Annotated in this window: 20 protein-coding genes; 13 read left to right on the top strand and 7 right to left on the bottom strand. The window is 64.9% G+C overall.

Going from position 1 to position 19,292, the window contains the following annotated elements; all coding sequences use genetic code 11:
- Positions 1-2 precede the first annotated feature (2 nt).
- Positions 3-632 carry a rhombosortase gene (rrtA, locus tag G7Y85_RS16190; RefSeq protein ID WP_241696213.1) on the bottom strand — a complete coding sequence of 210 codons (630 nt, stop codon included), beginning with the start codon at positions 630-632 and terminating at the stop codon, positions 3-5.
- 51 nt (positions 633-683) lie between these two features.
- Between rrtA and gspG the strand changes: the two genes are divergently transcribed.
- The 12 genes from gspG (at position 684) to G7Y85_RS16130 (ending at position 11,421) form a co-directional block, all read left to right on the top strand.
- Positions 684-1,133: a type II secretion system major pseudopilin GspG gene (gene gspG, locus G7Y85_RS16185; RefSeq protein ID WP_166259540.1), complete on the top strand. Its 450-nt coding sequence runs from the start codon at positions 684-686 to the stop codon at positions 1,131-1,133.
- A 190-nt stretch (positions 1,134-1,323) separates the two neighbouring features.
- Positions 1,324-1,965 carry a prepilin-type N-terminal cleavage/methylation domain-containing protein gene (locus tag G7Y85_RS16180; protein ID WP_166259537.1) on the top strand — a complete coding sequence of 214 codons (642 nt, stop codon included), beginning with the start codon at positions 1,324-1,326 and terminating at the stop codon, positions 1,963-1,965.
- Entirely contained in the window at positions 1,962-2,369 is a 408-nt protein-coding gene (gene gspI, locus G7Y85_RS16175; protein WP_194241210.1) for a type II secretion system minor pseudopilin GspI, read from the top strand. Before G7Y85_RS16180 ends, gspI begins: the two co-directional genes overlap by 4 nt.
- Positions 2,366-3,055 carry a type II secretion system minor pseudopilin GspJ gene (gspJ, locus tag G7Y85_RS16170; RefSeq protein ID WP_241696212.1) on the top strand — a complete coding sequence of 230 codons (690 nt, stop codon included), beginning with the start codon at positions 2,366-2,368 and terminating at the stop codon, positions 3,053-3,055. The genes gspI and gspJ overlap by 4 nt, the downstream gene beginning before the upstream one ends.
- Positions 3,052-3,993 (top strand): type II secretion system minor pseudopilin GspK, encoded by a 942-nt coding sequence (gspK, locus tag G7Y85_RS16165; protein ID WP_166259534.1) that lies wholly within the window; start codon positions 3,052-3,054, stop codon positions 3,991-3,993. Before gspJ ends, gspK begins: the two co-directional genes overlap by 4 nt.
- Positions 3,994-5,196, top strand: a complete 1,203-nt coding sequence (gspL, locus tag G7Y85_RS16160; protein WP_166259531.1) for a type II secretion system protein GspL — start codon at positions 3,994-3,996, stop codon at positions 5,194-5,196.
- Complete coding sequence (locus tag G7Y85_RS16155) at positions 5,193-5,699, top strand: type II secretion system protein M (protein ID WP_166259528.1); 507 nt, start codon at positions 5,193-5,195, stop codon at positions 5,697-5,699. Before gspL ends, G7Y85_RS16155 begins: the two co-directional genes overlap by 4 nt.
- Complete coding sequence (locus G7Y85_RS16150; RefSeq protein ID WP_166259525.1) at positions 5,699-6,454, top strand: type II secretion system protein N; 756 nt, start codon at positions 5,699-5,701, stop codon at positions 6,452-6,454. Before G7Y85_RS16155 ends, G7Y85_RS16150 begins: the two co-directional genes overlap by 1 nt.
- Positions 6,451-6,921: an NUDIX hydrolase gene (locus tag G7Y85_RS16145; protein ID WP_166259522.1), complete on the top strand. Its 471-nt coding sequence runs from the start codon at positions 6,451-6,453 to the stop codon at positions 6,919-6,921. The genes G7Y85_RS16150 and G7Y85_RS16145 overlap by 4 nt, the downstream gene beginning before the upstream one ends.
- 6 nt (positions 6,922-6,927) lie before the next feature.
- Positions 6,928-8,019, top strand: a complete 1,092-nt coding sequence (gene mnmA, locus G7Y85_RS16140) for a tRNA 2-thiouridine(34) synthase MnmA (RefSeq protein ID WP_166259519.1) — start codon at positions 6,928-6,930, stop codon at positions 8,017-8,019.
- 190 nt (positions 8,020-8,209) lie between these two features.
- A complete protein-coding gene (gene acnA / locus G7Y85_RS16135; protein WP_166259515.1) occupies positions 8,210-10,870 on the top strand; it encodes an aconitate hydratase AcnA in 2,661 nt (886 codons plus the stop codon).
- Positions 10,871-11,097: 227 nt separating this feature from the next.
- Complete coding sequence (locus G7Y85_RS16130) at positions 11,098-11,421, top strand: hypothetical protein (protein ID WP_166259512.1); 324 nt, start codon at positions 11,098-11,100, stop codon at positions 11,419-11,421.
- Between the two features lie 142 nt (positions 11,422-11,563).
- On the opposite strand, the gene G7Y85_RS16125 is transcribed toward G7Y85_RS16130, so the two are convergent.
- The 3 genes from G7Y85_RS16125 to G7Y85_RS16115 all read right to left on the bottom strand — a co-directional run bounded on the left by G7Y85_RS16125 (position 11,564) and on the right by G7Y85_RS16115 (position 14,603).
- A complete protein-coding gene (locus G7Y85_RS16125; protein ID WP_166259509.1) occupies positions 11,564-12,805 on the bottom strand; it encodes a hypothetical protein in 1,242 nt (413 codons plus the stop codon).
- A 12-nt stretch (positions 12,806-12,817) separates the two neighbouring features.
- Positions 12,818-13,723 carry a CE1 family esterase gene (locus G7Y85_RS16120; RefSeq protein ID WP_166259506.1) on the bottom strand — a complete coding sequence of 302 codons (906 nt, stop codon included), beginning with the start codon at positions 13,721-13,723 and terminating at the stop codon, positions 12,818-12,820.
- A gap of 133 nt (positions 13,724-13,856) precedes the next feature.
- Positions 13,857-14,603 (bottom strand): SDR family oxidoreductase, encoded by a 747-nt coding sequence (locus G7Y85_RS16115; RefSeq protein WP_166259503.1) that lies wholly within the window; start codon positions 14,601-14,603, stop codon positions 13,857-13,859.
- Positions 14,604-14,770: 167 nt separating this feature from the next.
- Here G7Y85_RS16115 and G7Y85_RS16110 point away from each other — a divergent pair, with 167 nt between their 5' ends.
- Positions 14,771-15,538 carry a ParA family protein gene (locus G7Y85_RS16110; protein ID WP_166259500.1) on the top strand — a complete coding sequence of 256 codons (768 nt, stop codon included), beginning with the start codon at positions 14,771-14,773 and terminating at the stop codon, positions 15,536-15,538.
- Between the two features lie 59 nt (positions 15,539-15,597).
- Here G7Y85_RS16110 and dnaJ read toward each other — a convergent pair whose 3' ends face one another.
- The 3 genes from dnaJ to dnaK form a co-directional block, all read right to left on the bottom strand.
- Positions 15,598-16,722, bottom strand: a complete 1,125-nt coding sequence (gene dnaJ / locus G7Y85_RS16105) for a molecular chaperone DnaJ (protein ID WP_166259497.1) — start codon at positions 16,720-16,722, stop codon at positions 15,598-15,600.
- Complete coding sequence (locus G7Y85_RS16100) at positions 16,719-17,294, bottom strand: TMEM175 family protein (protein ID WP_166259494.1); 576 nt, start codon at positions 17,292-17,294, stop codon at positions 16,719-16,721. The genes dnaJ and G7Y85_RS16100 overlap by 4 nt, the downstream gene beginning before the upstream one ends.
- 65 nt (positions 17,295-17,359) lie before the next feature.
- Positions 17,360-19,288 (bottom strand): molecular chaperone DnaK, encoded by a 1,929-nt coding sequence (dnaK, locus tag G7Y85_RS16095; protein ID WP_166259490.1) that lies wholly within the window; start codon positions 19,286-19,288, stop codon positions 17,360-17,362.
- Between the last annotated feature and the right edge of the window lie 4 nt (positions 19,289-19,292).

Here is a 19,292-nt window from a genome sequence, read left to right as displayed (position 1 = left end):
TTTCAGTTGTTTTCGGTGGTGGAAGCCGCGGCCGGCAGCGGTATTTCACGTCCCGTGAAAGTACCGAACGCCAGACCGTAAACGAAAGCGATGATCGCGCCATAGAGATGCGCTTCGGTAACGACGTGTCCGCCGATGGCCTTGGCATCGGAGACCGGCGCACCGGTAATGATTTCGTAGCCGAGCTTGCCGAGCAGGTAGACCAGGCAAGCGATCGCGATCCAGTCGCGCTTCAAGGCCTGCGGCAGCAGGCCGAGCACGAACAGGCCGTGAATGACGCCGGACATGCCGACATAGCGGCTCAAGTCCGGCACGAAGAAAAACAGGCACAGGCCCATGCCGAGCGAGACCACGAACAGGCGCAGCAGCCAGATCCGTCCCGGCAGCGGTTGCGGGCAGAGCAGCACGAGCACGAACAGGCCGATCTCGTTGAGCATCAGGTGATACCAGCCCAGATGCACGTAACTGCAGGTGATCAGCCGCCACCACTGACCGTCGGCGATCAGCGCGTGGTCGAACGCCAGCGCCGAACGCCCGGCGTCACCGAACCATTCGGCGATCAGCAGGGTCAACATCAGCAGCAGCGGCCAGGTCCAGACATCACGGGCCTGACGAATCGAGTTTGTTATCATCGCGAAAGGCGGATCCGCCTCTCTCTTTTTCTGAAGTCGACATTATCTCCAATGAACACAAATCGCGCGCGTCGCCAGCAGCAGGCGGGCTTCACCCTGATCGAAATCATGGTGGTGGTCGTCATTCTCGGCATCCTCGCCGCCGTGGTCGTGCCGAAGATCATGGACAAGCCGGATGAGGCCCGCGTCACCAAGGCCAAGCAGGACATCCGCGTGCTGGAGTCCTCGCTGTCGCTGTACAAGCTCGACAACTTCAACTATCCGTCGACCCAGCAGGGCCTGGAAGCGCTGGTCGCCAAGCCCAGCGGCGATCCGGAGCCGAAGAACTACAAGCCGGGTGGCTATATCCAGTCGCTGCCGAAGGACCCCTGGGGCAACGCCTACCAGTACCTGAGCCCGGGCAGCAAGGGCGAGATCGACATCTTCTCGTACGGCCGCGACGGCAAGCCCGGTGGCGAGGGCATGGACGCCGACATCGGCAACTGGGATCTGGCGTCGTAGACCACATGTCGCGATCGCCGACATGGCGCGGCGATCGCGCAGCGCCGGGCGCATGCATCTGGGACCTGTTCTCGAAGCGTCGCGAGCGAAGGTCGCTCGGGGCTGCCCGGAGCACAGGCAGCGCAGTGCATATGTCCCTGCATGAGCATTCCGAGCACCGGACGGCCCCGAAATGCCGAGCGCAGTAGCTTTGCGGGCCGGTTCTCAGCGTGGTTTCACGCTGATCGAAGTGATGGTGGTGGTCTTCATCATCGGCATCATCGTCACCTTCGCGAGCCTGTCGATCAGCGGCCGCGTGCTGTCCGACCGTGTCGAGACCGAGGCGCAGCGCCTGCAGGCGCTGTTCGCGATGGCTGGTGAAGATGCGGAAATGCATGGCATGGAAATCGGCTTCATCCATACCGACGGCGGCTATGCGTTCGTGACGACCAGCCCAGAGGGGCGTTGGGCGCCGATCACGACCGGGCCATTGCGACCGCGCGAGTTGAAGGCGCCGATCACGATGGAACTGCGTGTCGAAGGTCGCAGCGTGCCACCGACACCGCTCGCCGAGCTGGTCGCTGCCGGCAAGGCAGCACTCAAGGAAGCCGAAGCCGCCAAGTCGGCCGACAAGAAGGACGACGGCGACCGCGGCAAGGACCAGAGGGATGACGGCAAGAAAGACGACGACAAGGACCAGATCGCACTGAAGCCGCAGGCGATGTTTCTGTCCAGCGGCGAAGCAACCGCGCTCAGCGTCGACGTTTCGGCTCCCGGCGTCGCGTCGGTCTATCGTCTCGAGGTCGACAATCTCGGTCGCAGCAAGCTGACGGCACTCGACGATCAGCGATGAATATCCCGAGCCGGCAGCGCGGATTCACCCTGATCGAGATCCTGGTCGCGGTCGCCATCGTCGCGATCGCGATGGGCGCCATCATTGCCGGCATGGCGCGCTTCGTCGACAACGCCGCGTATCTGCGCGAGAAAACCATCGCCGTCTGGGTCGCGCATGACCGTCTGGCGGAACTGGAATTGCAGCGCGAATGGCCGGACGTCGGCAAGTCGAACGGCGAAACGGAGATGGCCGGCGCAAGCTGGAAATGGGAGCTTGAAGTCCAGAAAACGGGGGACGAGCACCTGCGCCGTGTCGACGTTCGAGTGCTGGCGCCGGAAGCGGCCCACGGCAAAACCTCCGCCGCGCGCGAAGCCGCGCTAGTCAAACTGTCGGCGTTTCTCGCCGACTCCGGCCGCAAATGATGCGCCGGCACGATCGCCGACTGCCGCAGCGGGGTTTCACGCTGCTCGAAATCATCATCGTCGTCGCGATCTTCGCGATCTTCGCCCTGCTCGCCTACGGCGGGCTCGATGCCGTGCTCAACACGCGCGCGCGCGTCGAACTCTCGCAGCAACGCATCGCCGAACTGCAGAAGGCCTATATCCGCCTGCGCGACGATTTCCAGCAGGTTCGCGACCGGCCGATCCGCGACAACTACGGCGATCTGCAGCCGGGCCTGCTCGGCGCCGACAATGCCGCCGTGGAATTCACGCGCGGCGGCTGGCGCAATCCGTTGTCGCAGCCACGCTCGACGCTGGAACGCGTCGCCTACCGGCTTGACGACAAGGCCCTGCACCGCAGCAGCTGGCGGATTCTCGACCGCGCACAGGACACGCCCGCCGTCGATGTCGTGCTGCTGCAGGATGTCACCGATCTGCGCTGGCGCTTCATGGATGCGCAGCGGGAATGGCAGACCCGCTGGCCGACGCTGCAGACAGCGGCATCGACCTCGCCCACCGCCAGCGTGCCACCGCCGCTGGGCATCGAGATCCGCATCACGACCACGGACCTCGGCGAGCTGCGCTTCGTCTTTCGCCTGGGACTGGACCCGCTGACGGTCGGACCGGGCACGAGCAGCGCGGACCAGCCACCGACACCGCCGCCATGAAGCGCAGGCAGAACGGCGTTGCCCTGATCACGGCCATCCTGATCGTCGCGCTGGCGGCGATCGCGGCCGCCGCCGTGCTGTCGTCCGCCAACCTGGCGATCCACCGCACGCAGAACCTACAGGAATCCGAACTGGCCTGGTGGTATGCCGACGGCGTCGAATCCTGGGTCCGCACGATCCTGCAGCGCGACGCCGAAATGAACAAATACGACTCGCTGCGCGATATCTGGGCGATGCCGGTCGACTTTCTGCCGGTCGACGAAGGCGGGCTGCGCGGCGGCGTCAGCGACCTGCAAGGGCGGTTCAACCTCAACAACCTTGCCGACACCAATCCGCAGCGATACGAGCATGAACTGGCGGTGTTCACGCGTCTGTTCGGGCTGGCGACCGAAGGTGACGAATATCAAGCCCATGCCATCGCCGACGCGATCCGCGACTACATCGACAGCGACAGTCAGCCGACCGGCAGCGATGGCGCCGAGGATTCGGACTACCTCGGCATGGACCCGGCGCGGCGCGTGCCGAACCGGCCGATGGCATCGGTCAGCGAATTGCTCGCGGTCAAGGGCGTTACACCGGTGCTGTACGGCAAGCTGGCGCCGTATCTGTGCGCGCTGCCGAAAATCGGCACGACGATCAACGTCAATACGGCTTCGCCGCTGCTGATGCGCGCGCTGACGCCGAACCCCGGCGCCGAACTCGACCAGTTCCTCGAAGATCGGCTGCAGAAACCGGCCGAGAAGATCGACGAGCTGTTCAATGCGCGCAAGGTCTTCGGCGCCACCGACCCGCAGGAGCTGATGGGTACCGGCAGCGAATTTTTCGAGCTGCAGGTCGAGGCTTACATAGGCAGTGGCCGGGTGCAGCTGTATAGTTTCTATTATCGTCCCGGCAGTGGCACGCCGCTGGTCTACGGACGCAGCACCTTTACCGAATAAATGCGCGAAACCCTCTACATTCGCCTGCGCTCGGCAGACCCGGCCGAGCCCGTCGAGTACTGCATCGCCCGCGCCGACGCGATCGCGTCGTTCGTCGTCGGCCACGCGCTGCTCGAAACGCTGAGCACCCGGATCGGCCCGCGGCGCGTGATCGTGCTGGTGCCGTCTGCCGACGTACGGCTGGCAACCGTGCAGGTACCGGCACGTCAGGCCGCCAAGGTGCTGCAGGCCGCGCCGTTCGTGCTCGAAGAACAGCTCGCCGAAGATGTCGATACCCTGCACTTCGCACTGGGCGCGCGGCAGGCCGACCAACGCTGGCCGCTGGCGATCGTCTCGCAGAGCCGCCTGCAGGCCTGGCTGGCGCTGCTCGACGAAACCGGCATTCATGCCGACGCGATGATCCCGGACGTGCTGGCGCTGCAGGTACCGGACGCCACGCATTGCACGGCGCTGATCGACGGCGATCAGGTGCTGGTACGCAGCGCACAGGGTGCCGGCTTCGTCTGCCAGTTCGACGATCTGCCGTTCTGCCTGGAACTGGCCGATCCGGAAAAGCACAAGACCCTCGGCATCGTCGTGCCGCGCGGCGCGGCGGTCGATCTCAGCCGGCTCGGCTGGCCGGTGGAACCGCGTCACGGCTTCAACAGCGCGCTCGAAGCCCTGCTTCAGCAACTGCGTATCGCCGACACCATCGATCTGCTGCAGGGACGCTACTCGCCGAAGCGCAATCGCCTGCGCTGGTTTGCGCCCTGGCGCATGGCGGCAACGCTGGCCGGTGCGGCGATCGGCCTGTCACTGCTGCTGCACGGTATCGACGCTGTCCGCCTGCAGCGCGCCGTGACCGCGCAGGACGCGGCGAACGTGACACGCTATCAGCAGATCTTTCCGGGCGAGACCCGCATCGTCGATCTGTCATCACAGCTCGACCAGCAGCTGAAGGCCTTGCAGACCACCGGCGGCGGCCAGTTCATGAGCCTGCTCGATGTGCTGACCCAGGCCCTCGCCGCGGTGCCCGGCCTGCAGGTCAAGACCCTGCAGTTCCGCGACGGCGTGCTGTTCGCCGGCCTGACGGCCACCAACCTCGAATTGCTCGATCGCCTCAAGAACTGGTTCGCAGAGGCACGCGGCGCCCAGTTCAGTGTCGACTCCGCCAACGCCGGTGCCGACGGCGTACAAATCCGCGTCCGCCTGTCTCCCGCATGAATCCCGCGATCGAACAATTCCAGGTCCGCGTCGCTGGCGCGTTCCAGCAGCTGCAGCCGCGCGAGCGCGTGATCGTGCTGAGCGGCGCTGCCGTGCTCGCCGTGCTCGTCCTGTACCTCGCCATCTGGGAGCCGCTGGTCAGGTCACATCAGCGCAACGCCGACGCGTTGCAGGCCTCGCGGGCGCTGGCCACGCGCATCGAAACCGCCGCGAGTCTGCTGCAGGGGCAGAGCGGCAGCAGCGTCAATCGCAGTGCGGCGCTGCTGTCGGTGGTCGATCAAAGCAGCCGCGGCGGCACGCTGGGCAAGGCACCGACGCGCATCCAGCCGGAAGGCAGCGGTGAACGCGAGGTCAAGGTCTGGCTCGAAGACGTGCCGTTCAGCAACTGCCTGCGCTGGCTGGCGGAACTGCAGGCGCACTACGGCATCCAGGTCAGCAGCACCGAAATCGAGCAGGGCTCGGCACCGGGCCTGGTCAACGCCCGTTTCACCTTGAGCCGCTGATGCGCATGCGCACCCTCTACGTGCTGGCCGGCACGCTTACCTTCGTTTTCAGTCTGCTGCTGCTGGCGCCGGCGGCGACGGTCTATGGCTGGATCAAACCCAGACTCGGCGACACCGTGACGCTGGCCGGTGTCGACGGCAACCTGCGCGACGGCAGCGCCGCTGCTGTGATGGTCGGCGGTCGGCCGCTGGTCGAGAAACTGCATTGGAAACTGGGCCTCGGCGAGCTGCTGCTGGCACGGCTCGGGGTCGACTTCGAGAGCAGCGGTGCGACCCTGATGGCCGGCCACCTCAGCAAGGGCTTCGGCGTCGTTCGCGCCCGCGACCTGCGCATCGCGAGCAATCTGAAAGCCCTGCTCGGCGCTTTCGGCCAGCCGTTCGCGCCGCTCGACGGACAGGCCAGCCTCGAGCTGTCGCGGCTCAAGATGCTCGGCAACTGGCCGACCGACGCCGAAGGCTCGCTGCGCATCCAGGGGCTGGCCTGGACGCTGGCACGCGACCCGGTCGTACTCGGCGACTATCAGGCCGACATCAAGCCCGACGGCAACGACATCATCGCGCTCGTCCACACCCTCGGCGGCTCGCTCGACGTCAACGGCGATGCGCGCGCCAAACCCGATCGGTCCTATGAGCTGCATCTGCAATTGCGGCCGCGGGGCGACGCGCCGCCGCTGGTGATGAATCTGCTGCGCTCGCTGGGCAGCCCCGATCCGCAGGGTTACTACCATCTGCGTCGCGAGGGCAAGCTGCCGTGAGCGCAGGCGAGCCGCCGCACATCGTCGTCGCCAGCGTCGTCGAACGCGAAGGCCGGTTCCTGATCGTCGAGGAACGCATCAGCGGGGCCCCGATGCTCAACCAGCCCGCCGGCCACTGGGAGCGCGGCGAGACCCTGATCGAAGGAGCGGTCCGCGAGGCGCTCGAGGAAACCGGCTGGGATGTGCAGCCGATGCACCTGCTCGGCATCTACCACCACGAGCCGCTGGACCTCGACTACGGCTTCCTGCGCATCGCCTTTGTCGCCGATGCGCTGCGGGAGCGCCCGGATCATGTGCTCGACGACGGGATCGAACGCGCGCTGTGGCTGTCGCGCGACGAGCTGCTCGCCGCTCGCGAACGCCATCGCAGCCCGATGGTCCTGCGCTGTGTCGACGACTACCTCGCCGGCCGCCGCCTGCCGCTGGACGTGATCACGCACCTGAATCCGCCACGCGCGGCGCGGTAACGGGCCGTGGCCGCGCCGCATGTGATCGTGGGCCTGTCCGGCGGCGTGGATTCGTCGGTCACGGCATACCTGCTCAAGGAGCAGGGCTACCGTGTTTCCGGTTTGTTCATGGTCAACTGGGCCGAGGACGAACAGGCCTATTGCACGTCGGCCGATGATTTCCAGGATGCGCGCGCGGTCTGTGACGAGCTCGATATTCCCCTGCATCGCGTCGACTTCTCGCGCGAGTATCGCGAACGCGTATTCGCCCGCTTTCTAGCCGACTACGCGGCGGGCAAGACGCCAAACCCCGACGTGCTGTGCAATCGCGAGGTGAAGTTCGCGCCATTTCGCGAGCATGCCTTGCGACTTGGTGCCGATTTCATCGCGACCGGTCACTACGCCAGGATCGAACATCGCGACGACGGCGCGCACCTGCTGCGTGCCGCCGACGACAACAAGGACCAGACTTATTTTCTGGCCGCGGTCGAGCAGGCGCAGCTCGCGCGCGTGCTGTTTCCATTGGGCGAGCTGACCAAGCCCGAGGTGCGCACGATCGCGACGCGCGCCGGTCTGCCGGTGCACCGCAAGAAGGATTCGACCGGCATCTGCTTCATCGGCGAACGCGAATTCCGCGAATTCCTGTCCACTTACCTGAAACCGGATCCCGGCGACATCGTCGATGATCGCGGCCGCGTGATCGGCCGCCATCAGGGCCTGATGTATTACACGCTCGGCCAGCGACGCGGCCTGGGCATCGGCGGCGTGCGCGACGCCCGCGAGGCGCCGTGGTTCGTGATTGCCAAGGATGCGGGGCGCAATCGCCTGGTCGCGGCGCAGGACAGCGAGCATCCGCTGCTGATGAGCCGCGGCATCCTCACGGCCGCGCCGTTTCACTGGATCGGCCGCAAGGTGAGCGCCGGAGAGCCCCTGATGGCGCGCATCCGCCATCGCCAGAATCTGCAGGACTGCACGGCGGACGTGTGCGACGATGGCCGCGTGCATGTCGCGTTTGCCACGCCGCAGCGCGCGGCGGTCGCCGGTCAGTACGTCGTGCTGTATGCCGGGCACGAATGTCTCGGCGGCGGCGAAATCGAATCGACCCTCGACCGCGACTGAAGGCGGCCTCGGAAACACCGCGCAAAACGGCGAAAAAACAGGCAAATCCGGCCAGTTCGTGGCGGCCGTTTGCTATAATTCGGCGCCGTTTTCGGCCGCCATTGCCGGAACGCCCCCGAATCAAGCGCTTTCGATCGCGAATCGCGAGCGCCGCCCTCCACGCCATCGTCCCCAGCAGGAGTTTTTCGCCATGACGGACAGCTTCAAAGCCAAGTCCACGCTCACCGTCGGTTCCAAGTCCTACAGCTATTACAGCCTCAAGGCCCTCGAACCGAAGTTCAAGCTTGCGGGCATCCCCTACTCGCACAAGATCCTGCTCGAGAACCTGCTGCGCTGGGAAGACGGCGTCAACACGACCAAGGCCGACATCGAAGCCCTGGCCGGCGCCAACCTCAAGCAGCTGCCGAACAAGGACATCAACTTCACGCCGGCGCGCGTGATCCTGCAGGACTTCACCGGCGTGCCCTGCGTCGTCGATCTTGCGGCGATGCGCGACGCGATGAAGAACCTCGGTGGCGACATGGGCAAGGTCAACCCGCTATGCCCGGTCGAGCTGGTCATCGACCACTCGGTGATGATCGACCACTACGGTTCCAAGGAAGCGCTTGATCTCAACGCCAAGGTCGAATTCCAGCGCAACGAGGAACGCTACACCTTCCTGCGCTGGGGCCAGGAAGCGCTGAAGAACTTCAAGGCCGTGCCGCCGGATACCGGCATCGTCCATCAGGTCAACATCGAATATCTCGCACGCGTCGTCTTCGAGAACGATGACGGCACGCTGTACCCCGACAGCTGCTTCGGCACCGACAGCCACACGACCATGGTCAACGGCATCGGCGTGCTGGGCTGGGGCGTCGGCGGCATCGAGGCCGAGGCCGCGATGCTCGGCCAGCCGTCGTCGATGCTGATTCCGGAAGTGATCGGCGTGCGCGTCACCGGCAAGCTCGCCGAAGGCGCGACCGCGACCGATCTCGTGCTGACCGTCACCGAAATGCTGCGCAAGCGCGGCGTCGTCGAGAAGTTCGTCGAATTCTTCGGCCCGGCGATCGCCAACCTGTCGGCGTCCGACCGCAACACCATCGCCAACATGGCGCCGGAATACGGCGCGACCTGCGGCATCTTCCCGATCGACGAGGAAACCCTCAATTACCTGCGCCTGACCGGTCGCAGCGACGAGCAGGTCGCGATCGTCAAGACCTACGCGCAGGCGCAGGGCATGTGGTGGACGCCGGACGCACCGGAGGCCGAATACACCGACGTGCTGAACCTCGACCTCGGCAGCATCAAGCCGTCGATGGCCGGCCCGAAGCGCCCGCAGGATCGCGTGCTGCTGTCCGACGTCAAGGCCAATTTCCGCAAGGCTTTTGAAGGCGAGCAGAAACTGCGTCCGTCGGCCGGCCCGGCGACGGTCACCGACATGGGCCAGACCTACGAGCTCAAGGACGGCGCGGTGGTGATCGCGGCGATCACCTCGTGCACCAACACCTCGAACCCGGCCGTGCTGATCGGCGCCGGTCTGCTCGCCCGCAAGGCGCGCGCGCTCGGCCTGAAGTCCAAGCCCTGGGTCAAGACCTCGCTGGCACCGGGATCGAAGGCAGTCACCGAGTATCTGAAGAAGGCCGGTCTGATCGAGGATCTCGAGTACCTCGGCTACAACGTCGTCGCCTACGGCTGCACGACCTGCATCGGCAACTCCGGCCCGCTCAACGAGCCGATCGGCAAGGCCATCCAGGACAACAAGCTCAGCGTGTCCGCCGTGCTGTCGGGCAACCGCAACTTCGAAGGCCGCGTCCACCAGGACGTGCGCATGAACTACCTGGCCTCGCCGCCGCTGGTCGTCGCCCACGCAATCGCCGGCACCACCGACATCGACCTGACGTCGGAGCCGATCGGCAAGTCCAAGGACGGCAAGGACGTGTTCCTCAAGGACATCTGGCCGACCAACGCCGAAATCCAGGAAGTGATCGCGAAGGCCGTCACCGCGGACCTGTTCAAGAGCAGCTACAGCGATGTGCTCAAGGGTGACGCGCGCTGGCAGGGCATCAAGGTCGCGAAATCGGAAACCTACCCCTGGGATTCGAAGTCGACGTACATCGCCAATCCGCCGTACTTCGCGGGCATGACGATGACGCCGCCGGGCGTGCAGCCGATCAAGAATGCGCGCGTGCTCGCCGTGTTCGGCGACTCGATCACGACCGACCACATCTCGCCCGCCGGCGACATCAAGAAGGACGGTCCGGCCGGCAAGTTCCTCGAAGCGCATGGCGTCAAGAAGGCCGACTTCAACAGCTTCGGTTCGCGCCGCGGCAACCACGAGATCATGATGCGCGGCACCTTTGCCAACACGCGCATCAAGAACGCGATGACGCCGGGTGTCGAAGGTGGCGTCTCGCGCCACATCAACGGCAGCGCCGGTCCGGTCGAGCCGATCTACGACGTGGCGATGAAGTACCAGGCCGAGGGCACGCCGCTGGTCGTGCTGGCCGGCAAGGAATACGGCACCGGCTCGTCGCGCGACTGGGCGGCCAAGGGCACGATCCTGCTCGGCGTCAAGGCGGTCATCTCGGAGAGCTTCGAGCGCATCCACCGCTCGAACCTCGTCGGCATGGGCGTGCTGCCGCTGAACTTCGTCGACGGCCAGAGCGCACAGAGCCTGGGCCTCGACGGCACGGAAGTCTTCGACTTCGAGGGCCTCGAACAGGGTGCGACCGAGCTCAAGGTCACGGCGAAGAAGGCCGACGGCAAGAGCGTCGAGTTCAAGGCCAAGGTCCGCATCAACACGCCGAAGGAATGGGAGTACTACGCCCACGGCGGCGTGCTGCAGTACATGCTGCGACAGATGGCGGCCTGAGTCCGATCGCCGATCGCGCAGAAACAAGGCCCGCTCTGCGGGCCTTGTTTCATGCGGGGATCCGGCAACGCGACCAGGCGTTGCGCCTGCGAGCACACCGTGGATTGATGGCACGAATGCTGCTGAACATCTGATGCAGCACGCAATGAAGCGTACCGCCACTCGATTCCGAACCGTTCGGGTGCAGCTGCGATCCGCCCTCAGATCAAGAGAGATTTGTTTTGCGTTTGTCGACAACACGAGCACTGCTGCTCGTACTTTGCAGCCTCGCCGGCAGCGCGCAGGCACAAGCCGCCGAAGACACCGACCTCGTCAGTTCATGCCGGAGCGTGGCGGCGGCAACCGAACCGGCGCGCCGCATCTGGCTGGAACGCGACCTTTTCGCCTACGAAATGCATCGCGCGCTCGGTGCCTCGGGCGCCGAATTGCGTCTGTACAAGACCAATCTGAGCGAAACCTGCAGCCGCGTCGCCCACAACAATGCCGTCTACCAGCGCCGCAACGCTCGCATGATTCGCGCAAGCAGCAGCCTCTGGCCACCCGCATCATAAATCCCGTCAGGGCAGTCGTTCGGCAATCCAATCCGCATCGCGGCCGATGCCACGACGTCGCCTGGCCGCGCAGACGCTCCGGGTAACGCCGCGGGAAGCTGCACCACGGCCATCGCACCGACGCCACCGCCGTGACGAATCCTCAGGGCTGGCATGGCCCCAGCAGGCGCGCATAGACATCACGTGACCGGTCGCCATCGGCGCTCAGGTTCTGCCAGGCAAAGACCAGATTGCCGCTGCCGTCGCTGCCGACCGACGCAAACAATGGCGTGTACGGCGTCGCCGAGTCATCGACCCGGAACGCTGCGCCGCCGGGGCCGGCACCGCCGACGCACTGCGCGTAGATCGCGTCGCTTTGCGCGGTCACGACGAAGCTGCTGCCGGACACTGCGATCTCCGGGTTGCGCAGCAGATGACTGTCGACCGGCGTTGCCGCCGTAGCGGCCGCGCCATTGGCCGCATAGCGGCGCACGTAGACGCCGGTATCGGCGAGGTCGCTGGCGCCGGAGGTCTCCCAGGCAATGGCGAATTCACCCGCTGCATTGCTGCTGATCTGTGGACGGTCGACGACAACCTGCGGATTCACCGGGCTGACGCGAAAGCCGCCGAGCCCCAGCGACTGACCGCTGGCGCTGTAACGATGCGCCCAGATGCTGCCCGGGCCTATGTACCAGGCCACAACGAATGCACCGCTGTCGTTCATCGTCACCGTTGGCGTGCGCACCGCGTACAGATCGGTCTGGTAGACGGTGATCACCGAGCCGACCGGGCTGCCGTCGCTGGCGTAGCGCTGCGCGTTCAGCGTCTGCTGCTGCAGCGCGGACAGGCTGAGGATGTTGAAGCGATCGATCCAGGTGACGACGAAGCGGCCGTCGCCGGCCATGGCCACATCGAACTGCGAATACGCGGGATGACCGGTGGTGTCGACCCGGAACTCGCCGCCGAGCGGCGTGCCGCTGGCGTCAAAACGCCGCGCGTAGATTTCGAGGCCGAGCGCGTCCTGACTGTTGCTGAGCCAGACGACGACAAACCCGCCACTGCCATCCATTGCGACCCGCGGCGCATATTGCCGGTTGCGGGTGACGACATTGACGCGAAACTCGTCGCCACGAGCCACGCCCTGCGCGTCATAGCGACGCGCGTAGACGCCATCGACACTGCCGTCCTCGCCATCGCTGTCCCAGGCCACGACAAAACTGCCATCCGGGGCGCGCGCCACGGAGGGGCGCTGCTGATCGCGATCGACGTAGCTGTTGACGCGAAATGACGGACCGCTTGCCAGCGGCGACGCCGAAAGCGTGGCGAGCTTGCCTTGTGCGGCAGCCGCATTGCCACAAGCCGACAGCGCGAAAAGCAATACCAGACTCGGGAAGAAGCGCGTCATCGTCGGCTCCTATCAGCGTGAGAACTGCAACAGGAACTGCATGAACGCATCGCTGGCATCGAAGTCCTGACTGGTTCGTCCCAGGGACGGCGAGAAATCGACCGTCCCGGGCCAGGTGTGCCCGCCACCAAGCACCGAGTACAGCCGTACCGCCTCGCCGCTTGTGCAGCCCGAATAGCGATCGACAACGGTTTGCGTGCCGTCGTCAACGACATCCGGCAAGGCCTCGCGCTGCGGGGTCGCATTGCAGCCGTTGGCCTGCGCCCAGAACGCCGCGCTCGCCGGTGCCGACATCAGCGTCGAACTGCCGTCGTAGGCGCCGACCGGATCCTCATCGCCGTTGATGAACATCATCGCCGGCGGCGCGCTGGTGTCGCATTTTCCAGCCAGGGTCGTGATCATCTGAGCCCCCACCAGGGCGCCACCGGCGATGCGACCCGGCACCTCGCAGGCATAGCGGATCGTCATCATCGCGCCGCCGGAATACCCGCCCATGTAGATGCGGTGCGCGTCGATGCCGTAAGTGGCGATCGCATCGTCGATCACATGATCGAGAAACTTGACGTCGTCCGGCGTAGTCAGCGAGCCCAGCAGCATCTTGTAGTTCCAGTAGCCATTGAAGGCTTCCGGAACGATCACCCAGGTGCCGTACTTGCGGACCAGGCGCGCTGCATGAACCAGATCCGCCATGTCGTCGGCGGCGCCGCCACGATACGGCAGCAACAGGAAGGCCGGCGGCGCCTGCGCCGGCAGGACCCGCGGCCGCAGATAGACGATGCGTCGATTGATGTTCTGGTCGGTGATCGTCCGGGCAAAGACCACGACATTCTCTTCAGGCGTGACGGCGGCCTGCGCCGCCACGATCACCGACAGCAGGCAAACCGCCGCAAGCGCAGCGAGCAATGAAACGGGCCGCATCGTGTCCCCTCCGAACAGCGCCACGAGAGACCCTGTGCATGGCAGGGTCTGGCGAGCCAGCAGCCTGCGAAGGCAATCCTGAACGGGAACTGACCAGCTTGCGCATGGCGCCGAGCGCCGGCGCTTCAGAAGCTCAGCTGCTGCGTTTGACGGTGAATGCCGAGAAGGCCTGGCATTCCGGCATCAGCGAGATCGTGTTGATGTTGACGTGCGCCGGCCGCGTCGCGATCCAGTAAACGGTCTCGGCGATATCGTCCGCGCTCAGCGGCGTGGTGCCGGCGTAGATCGATGCCGCCTTGTCGGCATCGCCGCTGTAGCGCACCAGCGAGAATTCGGTTTCCGCCATGCCCGGCTCGATGTTGCTGACCCGCACGCCGCGCCCGACCAGGTCGGCGCGCAGGTTCAACGAGAACTGGCGGACAAAGGCCTTGGTGCCGCCGTAGACGTTGCCGCCCGGATACGGCCATTCGCCGGCGACCGAACCGAGATTGATGACATGGCCGCGACCACGCTCGACCATACCCGGCGTGACGGCGCGCGTGACGTACATCAGGCCCTTGATGTTGGTGTCCACCATCCGCTCCCAATCGGCCATGTCGGTCTCGTGGGCCGCTTTCAGACCGAGCGCAAGACCGGCGTTGTTGACCAGCACGTCGATCGCCGCGAACGCCGGCAGCAGGCCGCTCAGCATGGCCTCGACCGCTGCGCGATCTCGGACATCGAGTGCGACCGCGTGCAGGCGTTCGCCACACTCGGCAGCCAGCGCCTCCAGACGCTCCCGGCGCCGGCCAGTGGCCACAACTCGGTGGCCTTCGGTGATGAAACGGCGGGCAATCGCTGCGCCGAAGCCGGACGTCGCGCCGGTAACCAGAACGTTCATGGAGGATTTCACGTGGAAGAAATGGCGGCCCGGCATGCTGCACTCGTTTTGGCGGCGCGGCCACTTCGCCGCTGCCGGGCTTGGGCTAGCATTCTGCCACCGTCGGCCGGCTGGCACGATGGATGCTGTCTGATTTCGGGGTGGTTCGCGTGGGCAACGGAGGTTTCATGAAGCGCGTGGTGTTCAATCAGAAGGGCGGCGTCGGCAAAACGACGATCGTCTGCAATCTTGCGGCCATCGCGGCGGCCAACGGCCTGCGCACGCTGGTCATCGACCTCGATACGCAAGGCAATGCCACGCAATACCTGCTCGGCGAGCGCGCCGCGCACACCGACCGGACCATTGCTGATTTCTTCGAATCGACGCTGTCGTTCTCGCTGGCACCCGCGCCGTTCGTGACCTACGTGACCAATACGCCGTTCGAGAACCTCGACGTGGTGGCCGCCGACCCGCGCCTCGAAGAGCTGTCGATCAAGCTCGAAGCCAAGCAGAAGATCTACAAGTTCCGCGACGCACTGCGCAAGCTCAAGGGCTATGACGCGGTATTCATCGATACGCCGCCGGCGCTGAATTTCTATGCGCGCTCCGCGCTGATCGCCGCCGACGGTGTGCTGATCCCGTTCGACTGTGACGAATTCGCGCGTCAGGCGCTCTACACCCTGCTGGCAAACATCGAGGAACTGCGTGCCGATCACAACGACGAGTTGTGCATCGAAGGTATCGTCGCCAACCAATTCTCGTCGCGCTCCAAGCTGCCGACGCGGCTGATCGATGAATTGCGAGACGAAGGCAAACCGGTGCTGGAACAGACCCTGTCGAGCTCGGTGCGTGTCAAGGAATCGCACGAACTACACAAGCCGATGATCTACCTTGATCGCAGCCATCGCGTCACGCAGGAATACGTTGCGCTGTACAACTCGCTGCACCGCGGCTGATCGTGCAGCCGTAACCGGAAGACCGCCCTGACGCGCGGCCTTCCGGTTTTGCGTCACGGCTATCGTGCCGTCAGATCGTCGAAGAACTTCTTGGCCTTGCCGAGCCAGCTCGACGCTTCCGGATGATGCTTGTTGTCCTTGTCCAGGGTTTCGCCGAACTGCTTGAGCAATTCCTTCTGCGCCTTGTTCAGGCGTACCGGGGTTTCGACGAATACCGTGCAATACAGATCGCCGGGGCCGGACGTGCGCACCGAACGCACCCCGCGGCCACGCAGGCGGAACTGCTTGCCGCTCTGCGAACCTTCCGGCACTTCGATCTCGATCTTGCCGTCCAGCGTCGGCACCTCGAGCGGGCCGCCGAGCGCCGCGGTGACCACCGAAATCGGCACCGAGCAGTGCAGATCATTGCCGTCGCGCTCGAAGATTTCGTGTGGCTTGACGTTGATCTGGACGTACAGATCGCCGTTCGGCGCGTTCTGGTCACCCGGCTCGCCTTCGCCGGTCAGTCGAATGCGATCACCGGTATCGACACCCGGCGGCACCTTGACCTCCAGGGTCTTGTCGCGCCGTGTCTTGCCGGCGCCACGGCAGCTGCGGCAGGCGTCGCCGACCAGCGTGCCGCTGCCGCGGCATTTCGGGCAGGTCTGCTGCAACACGAAGAAGCCCTGCTGCACGCGCACCTGGCCGGAACCGTGGCAGGTCTGGCAGCCCGGCGCCTTCTTGCCGTCGGCGGTGCCGTAGCCGTGACAGCTCTCGCACTCGTCCCAGGTCGGGATGCCGATGTTTTCGGTGGAGCCGAACACCGCCTGCTCCAGCGTCAGCTCCATGATGAAGCGCAGATCGGCCCCGCGACGCGGCCCCGAACGACCGCCACCGCCGCCGCCGAAAATGTCGGAGAACACGTCGCCGAAGATGTCGGCAAAACCACCGGCGCCACCGAAACCGCCGCCGCCGCTGCGACTCAGACCTTCGTGGCCATACTGATCGTAGACCGCTCGCTTCTGACTGTCGGTGAGAACCTCGTAGGCCTCGCTGACTTCCTTGAAATGCTCCTCGGCCTTGTGATCACCGGGATTGCGGTCCGGGTGGTACTTCATCGCCAGCTTGCGATAGGCCTTCTTCAGCTCGTCGTCGCCAACCTGCCTGGTGACACCAAGGACGTCGTAATAATCGCGCTTGCTCATGCCTTTAGTCTCGACTCGATCCGGCGGTCCGGGACGAGCCACATCATTGCCACAGCCACGTAAATGAGATCCGCGATCCAGCGCTGCACGAATGCCAGCGCGATCGCGGTCGCGTACAGGACCGGTGAAATCTTGCCCTTGAAGTCACGCCCCAGTGCCCGCCGCAGTCTGGAGTGCTCGCCCTGCGAACGGACAATCACCGTCTGCAGCAGGAAATAGGCCAGCGCTGCCATCAGCAGCACGACGCCGTAAAGCGCGGTCGGCACGCTGTCGAAATGATTTTCGCCCATCCAGCCGGTGACGAACGGAAACAGCGACAGCCAGAACAGGAAGTGAAGATTCGCCCACATCACGCCACCGGTCACCGCATCGGTGGCATGCAGCATGTGATGATGGTTGTTCCAGTAGATGCCGACATAGACGAAGCTCAGGGCGTAACTGAGCAAGGTCGGCCACAGCTCGGAGAGCGCGCCGAACGTCGCCTCGTGCGGGATTTTCAGTTCCAGCACCATGATCGTGATGATGATCGCGATCACGCCGTCACTGAATGCCTCCAGCCTGCCCTTGCCCATCGTCATGCCCCCATAACGACGAGCGCCCGGGTTTGCCGGGCGCTCTGGTTCCGCACCGAAAGGACTTACTTCTTGTCCTTCACTTCGGTGAACTCGGCATCGACGACATCACCTTCCGGCGACGCAGTGCCGGCACCCGCTGCCGCACCGGCATCAGCACCGGCCGCTGCGTTCTGCTCGGCATAGACACGCTCCATCAGCTTTGCCGAAACCTGCGTCAGCGCCTCGGTCTTGGCGGTGATGGCGTCCTTGTCGTCGCCCTTGACCGCTTCGCGAGCCGCGGCAATTGCGTCTTCGATCGACTTCTTCTCGCCGGCTTCGACCTTGTCGCCGAGATCCTTCAGCGACTTCTCGATCGCATAAATCATCTGGTCGGCCTGGTTGCGCGCGGCAATCAGTTCGTTGAACTTCTTGTCTTCCTCGGCATGCGCCTCGGCGTCCTTCACCATCTTCTGGATCTCGTCGTCCGACAGGCCCGAGTTCGCGGTGATGCGGATGCTCTGCTCCTTGCCGGTGGCCTTGTCCTTGGCGGTGACGTGCAGGATGCCGTTGGCGTCGATGTCGAAGGTGACCTCCACCTGCGGCATGCCGCGCGGTGCCGGCGCGATGCCGGTCAGATCGAAACGACCCAGCGACTTGTTGGCCGACGCGATCTCGCGCTCGCCCTGGTAGACCTGGATCGTCACCGCGGTCTGGTTGTCGTCGGCAGTCGTGAAGGTCTCCGACTTCTTGGTCGGAATCGTCGTGTTCTTCTCGATCAGCTTGGTCATCTTGCCGCCGAGCGTCTCGATGCCCAGCGACAGCGGCGTCACATCGAGCAGCAGCACGTCCTTGCGATCGCCCGAAAGCACAGCGCCCTGCACCGCGGCACCGGCGGCGACCGCCTCGTCCGGATTGACGTCCTTGCGCGGCTCCTTGCCGAAGAAGTTCTTGACCGCTTCCTGGACCTTGGGCATGCGCGTCTGGCCGCCGACGAGAATGATCTCGTCGATCTCGCTCGGCTTCAGGCCGGCATCCTTGATCGCGATCTTGCACGGCTCCATCGACTTGGCGATCAGGTCATCGACGAGCGCCTCGAGCTTGGCGCGCGTCAGCTTCATCGTCAGATGCTTGGGCCCGCTGGCGTCGGCGGTGATGTACGGCAGATTGATGTCGGTCTGCGTCGAGCTCGACAGTTCGATCTTGGCCTTTTCGGCCGCTTCCTTCAGGCGCTGCAGCGCGAGCGGGTCCTTGTGCAGGTCGATGCCCTGCTCCTTCTGGAACTCGGTCGCGATGTATTCGATCACGCGCTGGTCGAAGTCTTCGCCACCGAGGAAGGTGTCGCCGTTGGTCGCCAGCACTTCGAACTGCTTCTCGCCGTCGACATCGGCGATCTCGATGATCGAGATGTCGAAGGTGCCGCCGCCGAGGTCATACACGGCGACCTTCTTGTCGGCGCCGGCAACCTTGTCGAGACCGAAGGCCAGTGCCGCCGCGGTCGGCTCGTTGATGATGCGCTTGACGTCGAGACCGGCAATGCGGCCGGCATCCTTGGTCGCCTGGCGCTGCGAGTCGTTGAAATAGGCCGGCACGGTAATGACGGCTTCCGTGACCTTCTCGCCGAGATAGTCTTCGGCGGTCTTCTTCATCTTCAGCAGGATTTCGGCTGACACCTGCTGCGGCGCCAGCTTGTTGTCCTTGACCTGCACCCAGGCGTCGCCGTTGTCGGCCTTGATGATCTTGAACGGCGAATGCTTGATCGCCTTCTGCACTTCGGCATCGTCGAAGCGGCGGCCGATCAGGCGCTTGACGGCGAACAGGGTGTTGAGGTGATTGGTCACTGCCTGACGCTTGGCGCTGCGGCCGACCAGGGTCTGACCGTCGTCGGTGTACGCGACGATCGATGGCGTGGTGCGCTCGCCTTCGCTGTTTTCGATGACCTTGACGCTGCTGCCGTCGAGGATCGCGACGCAGCTGTTGGTGGTACCGAGGTCGATGCCGATGATCTTTGCCATGAAG

Origin of the sequence: Solimonas terrae, from assembly GCF_011067135.1 — a bacterium.
GTDB classification, from domain to species: domain Bacteria; phylum Pseudomonadota; class Gammaproteobacteria; order Nevskiales; family Nevskiaceae; genus Solimonas; species Solimonas terrae.
The sequence above is the reverse complement of the archived record's forward strand: the minus strand, read 5'-3'. Positions and strand labels throughout refer to the sequence as shown.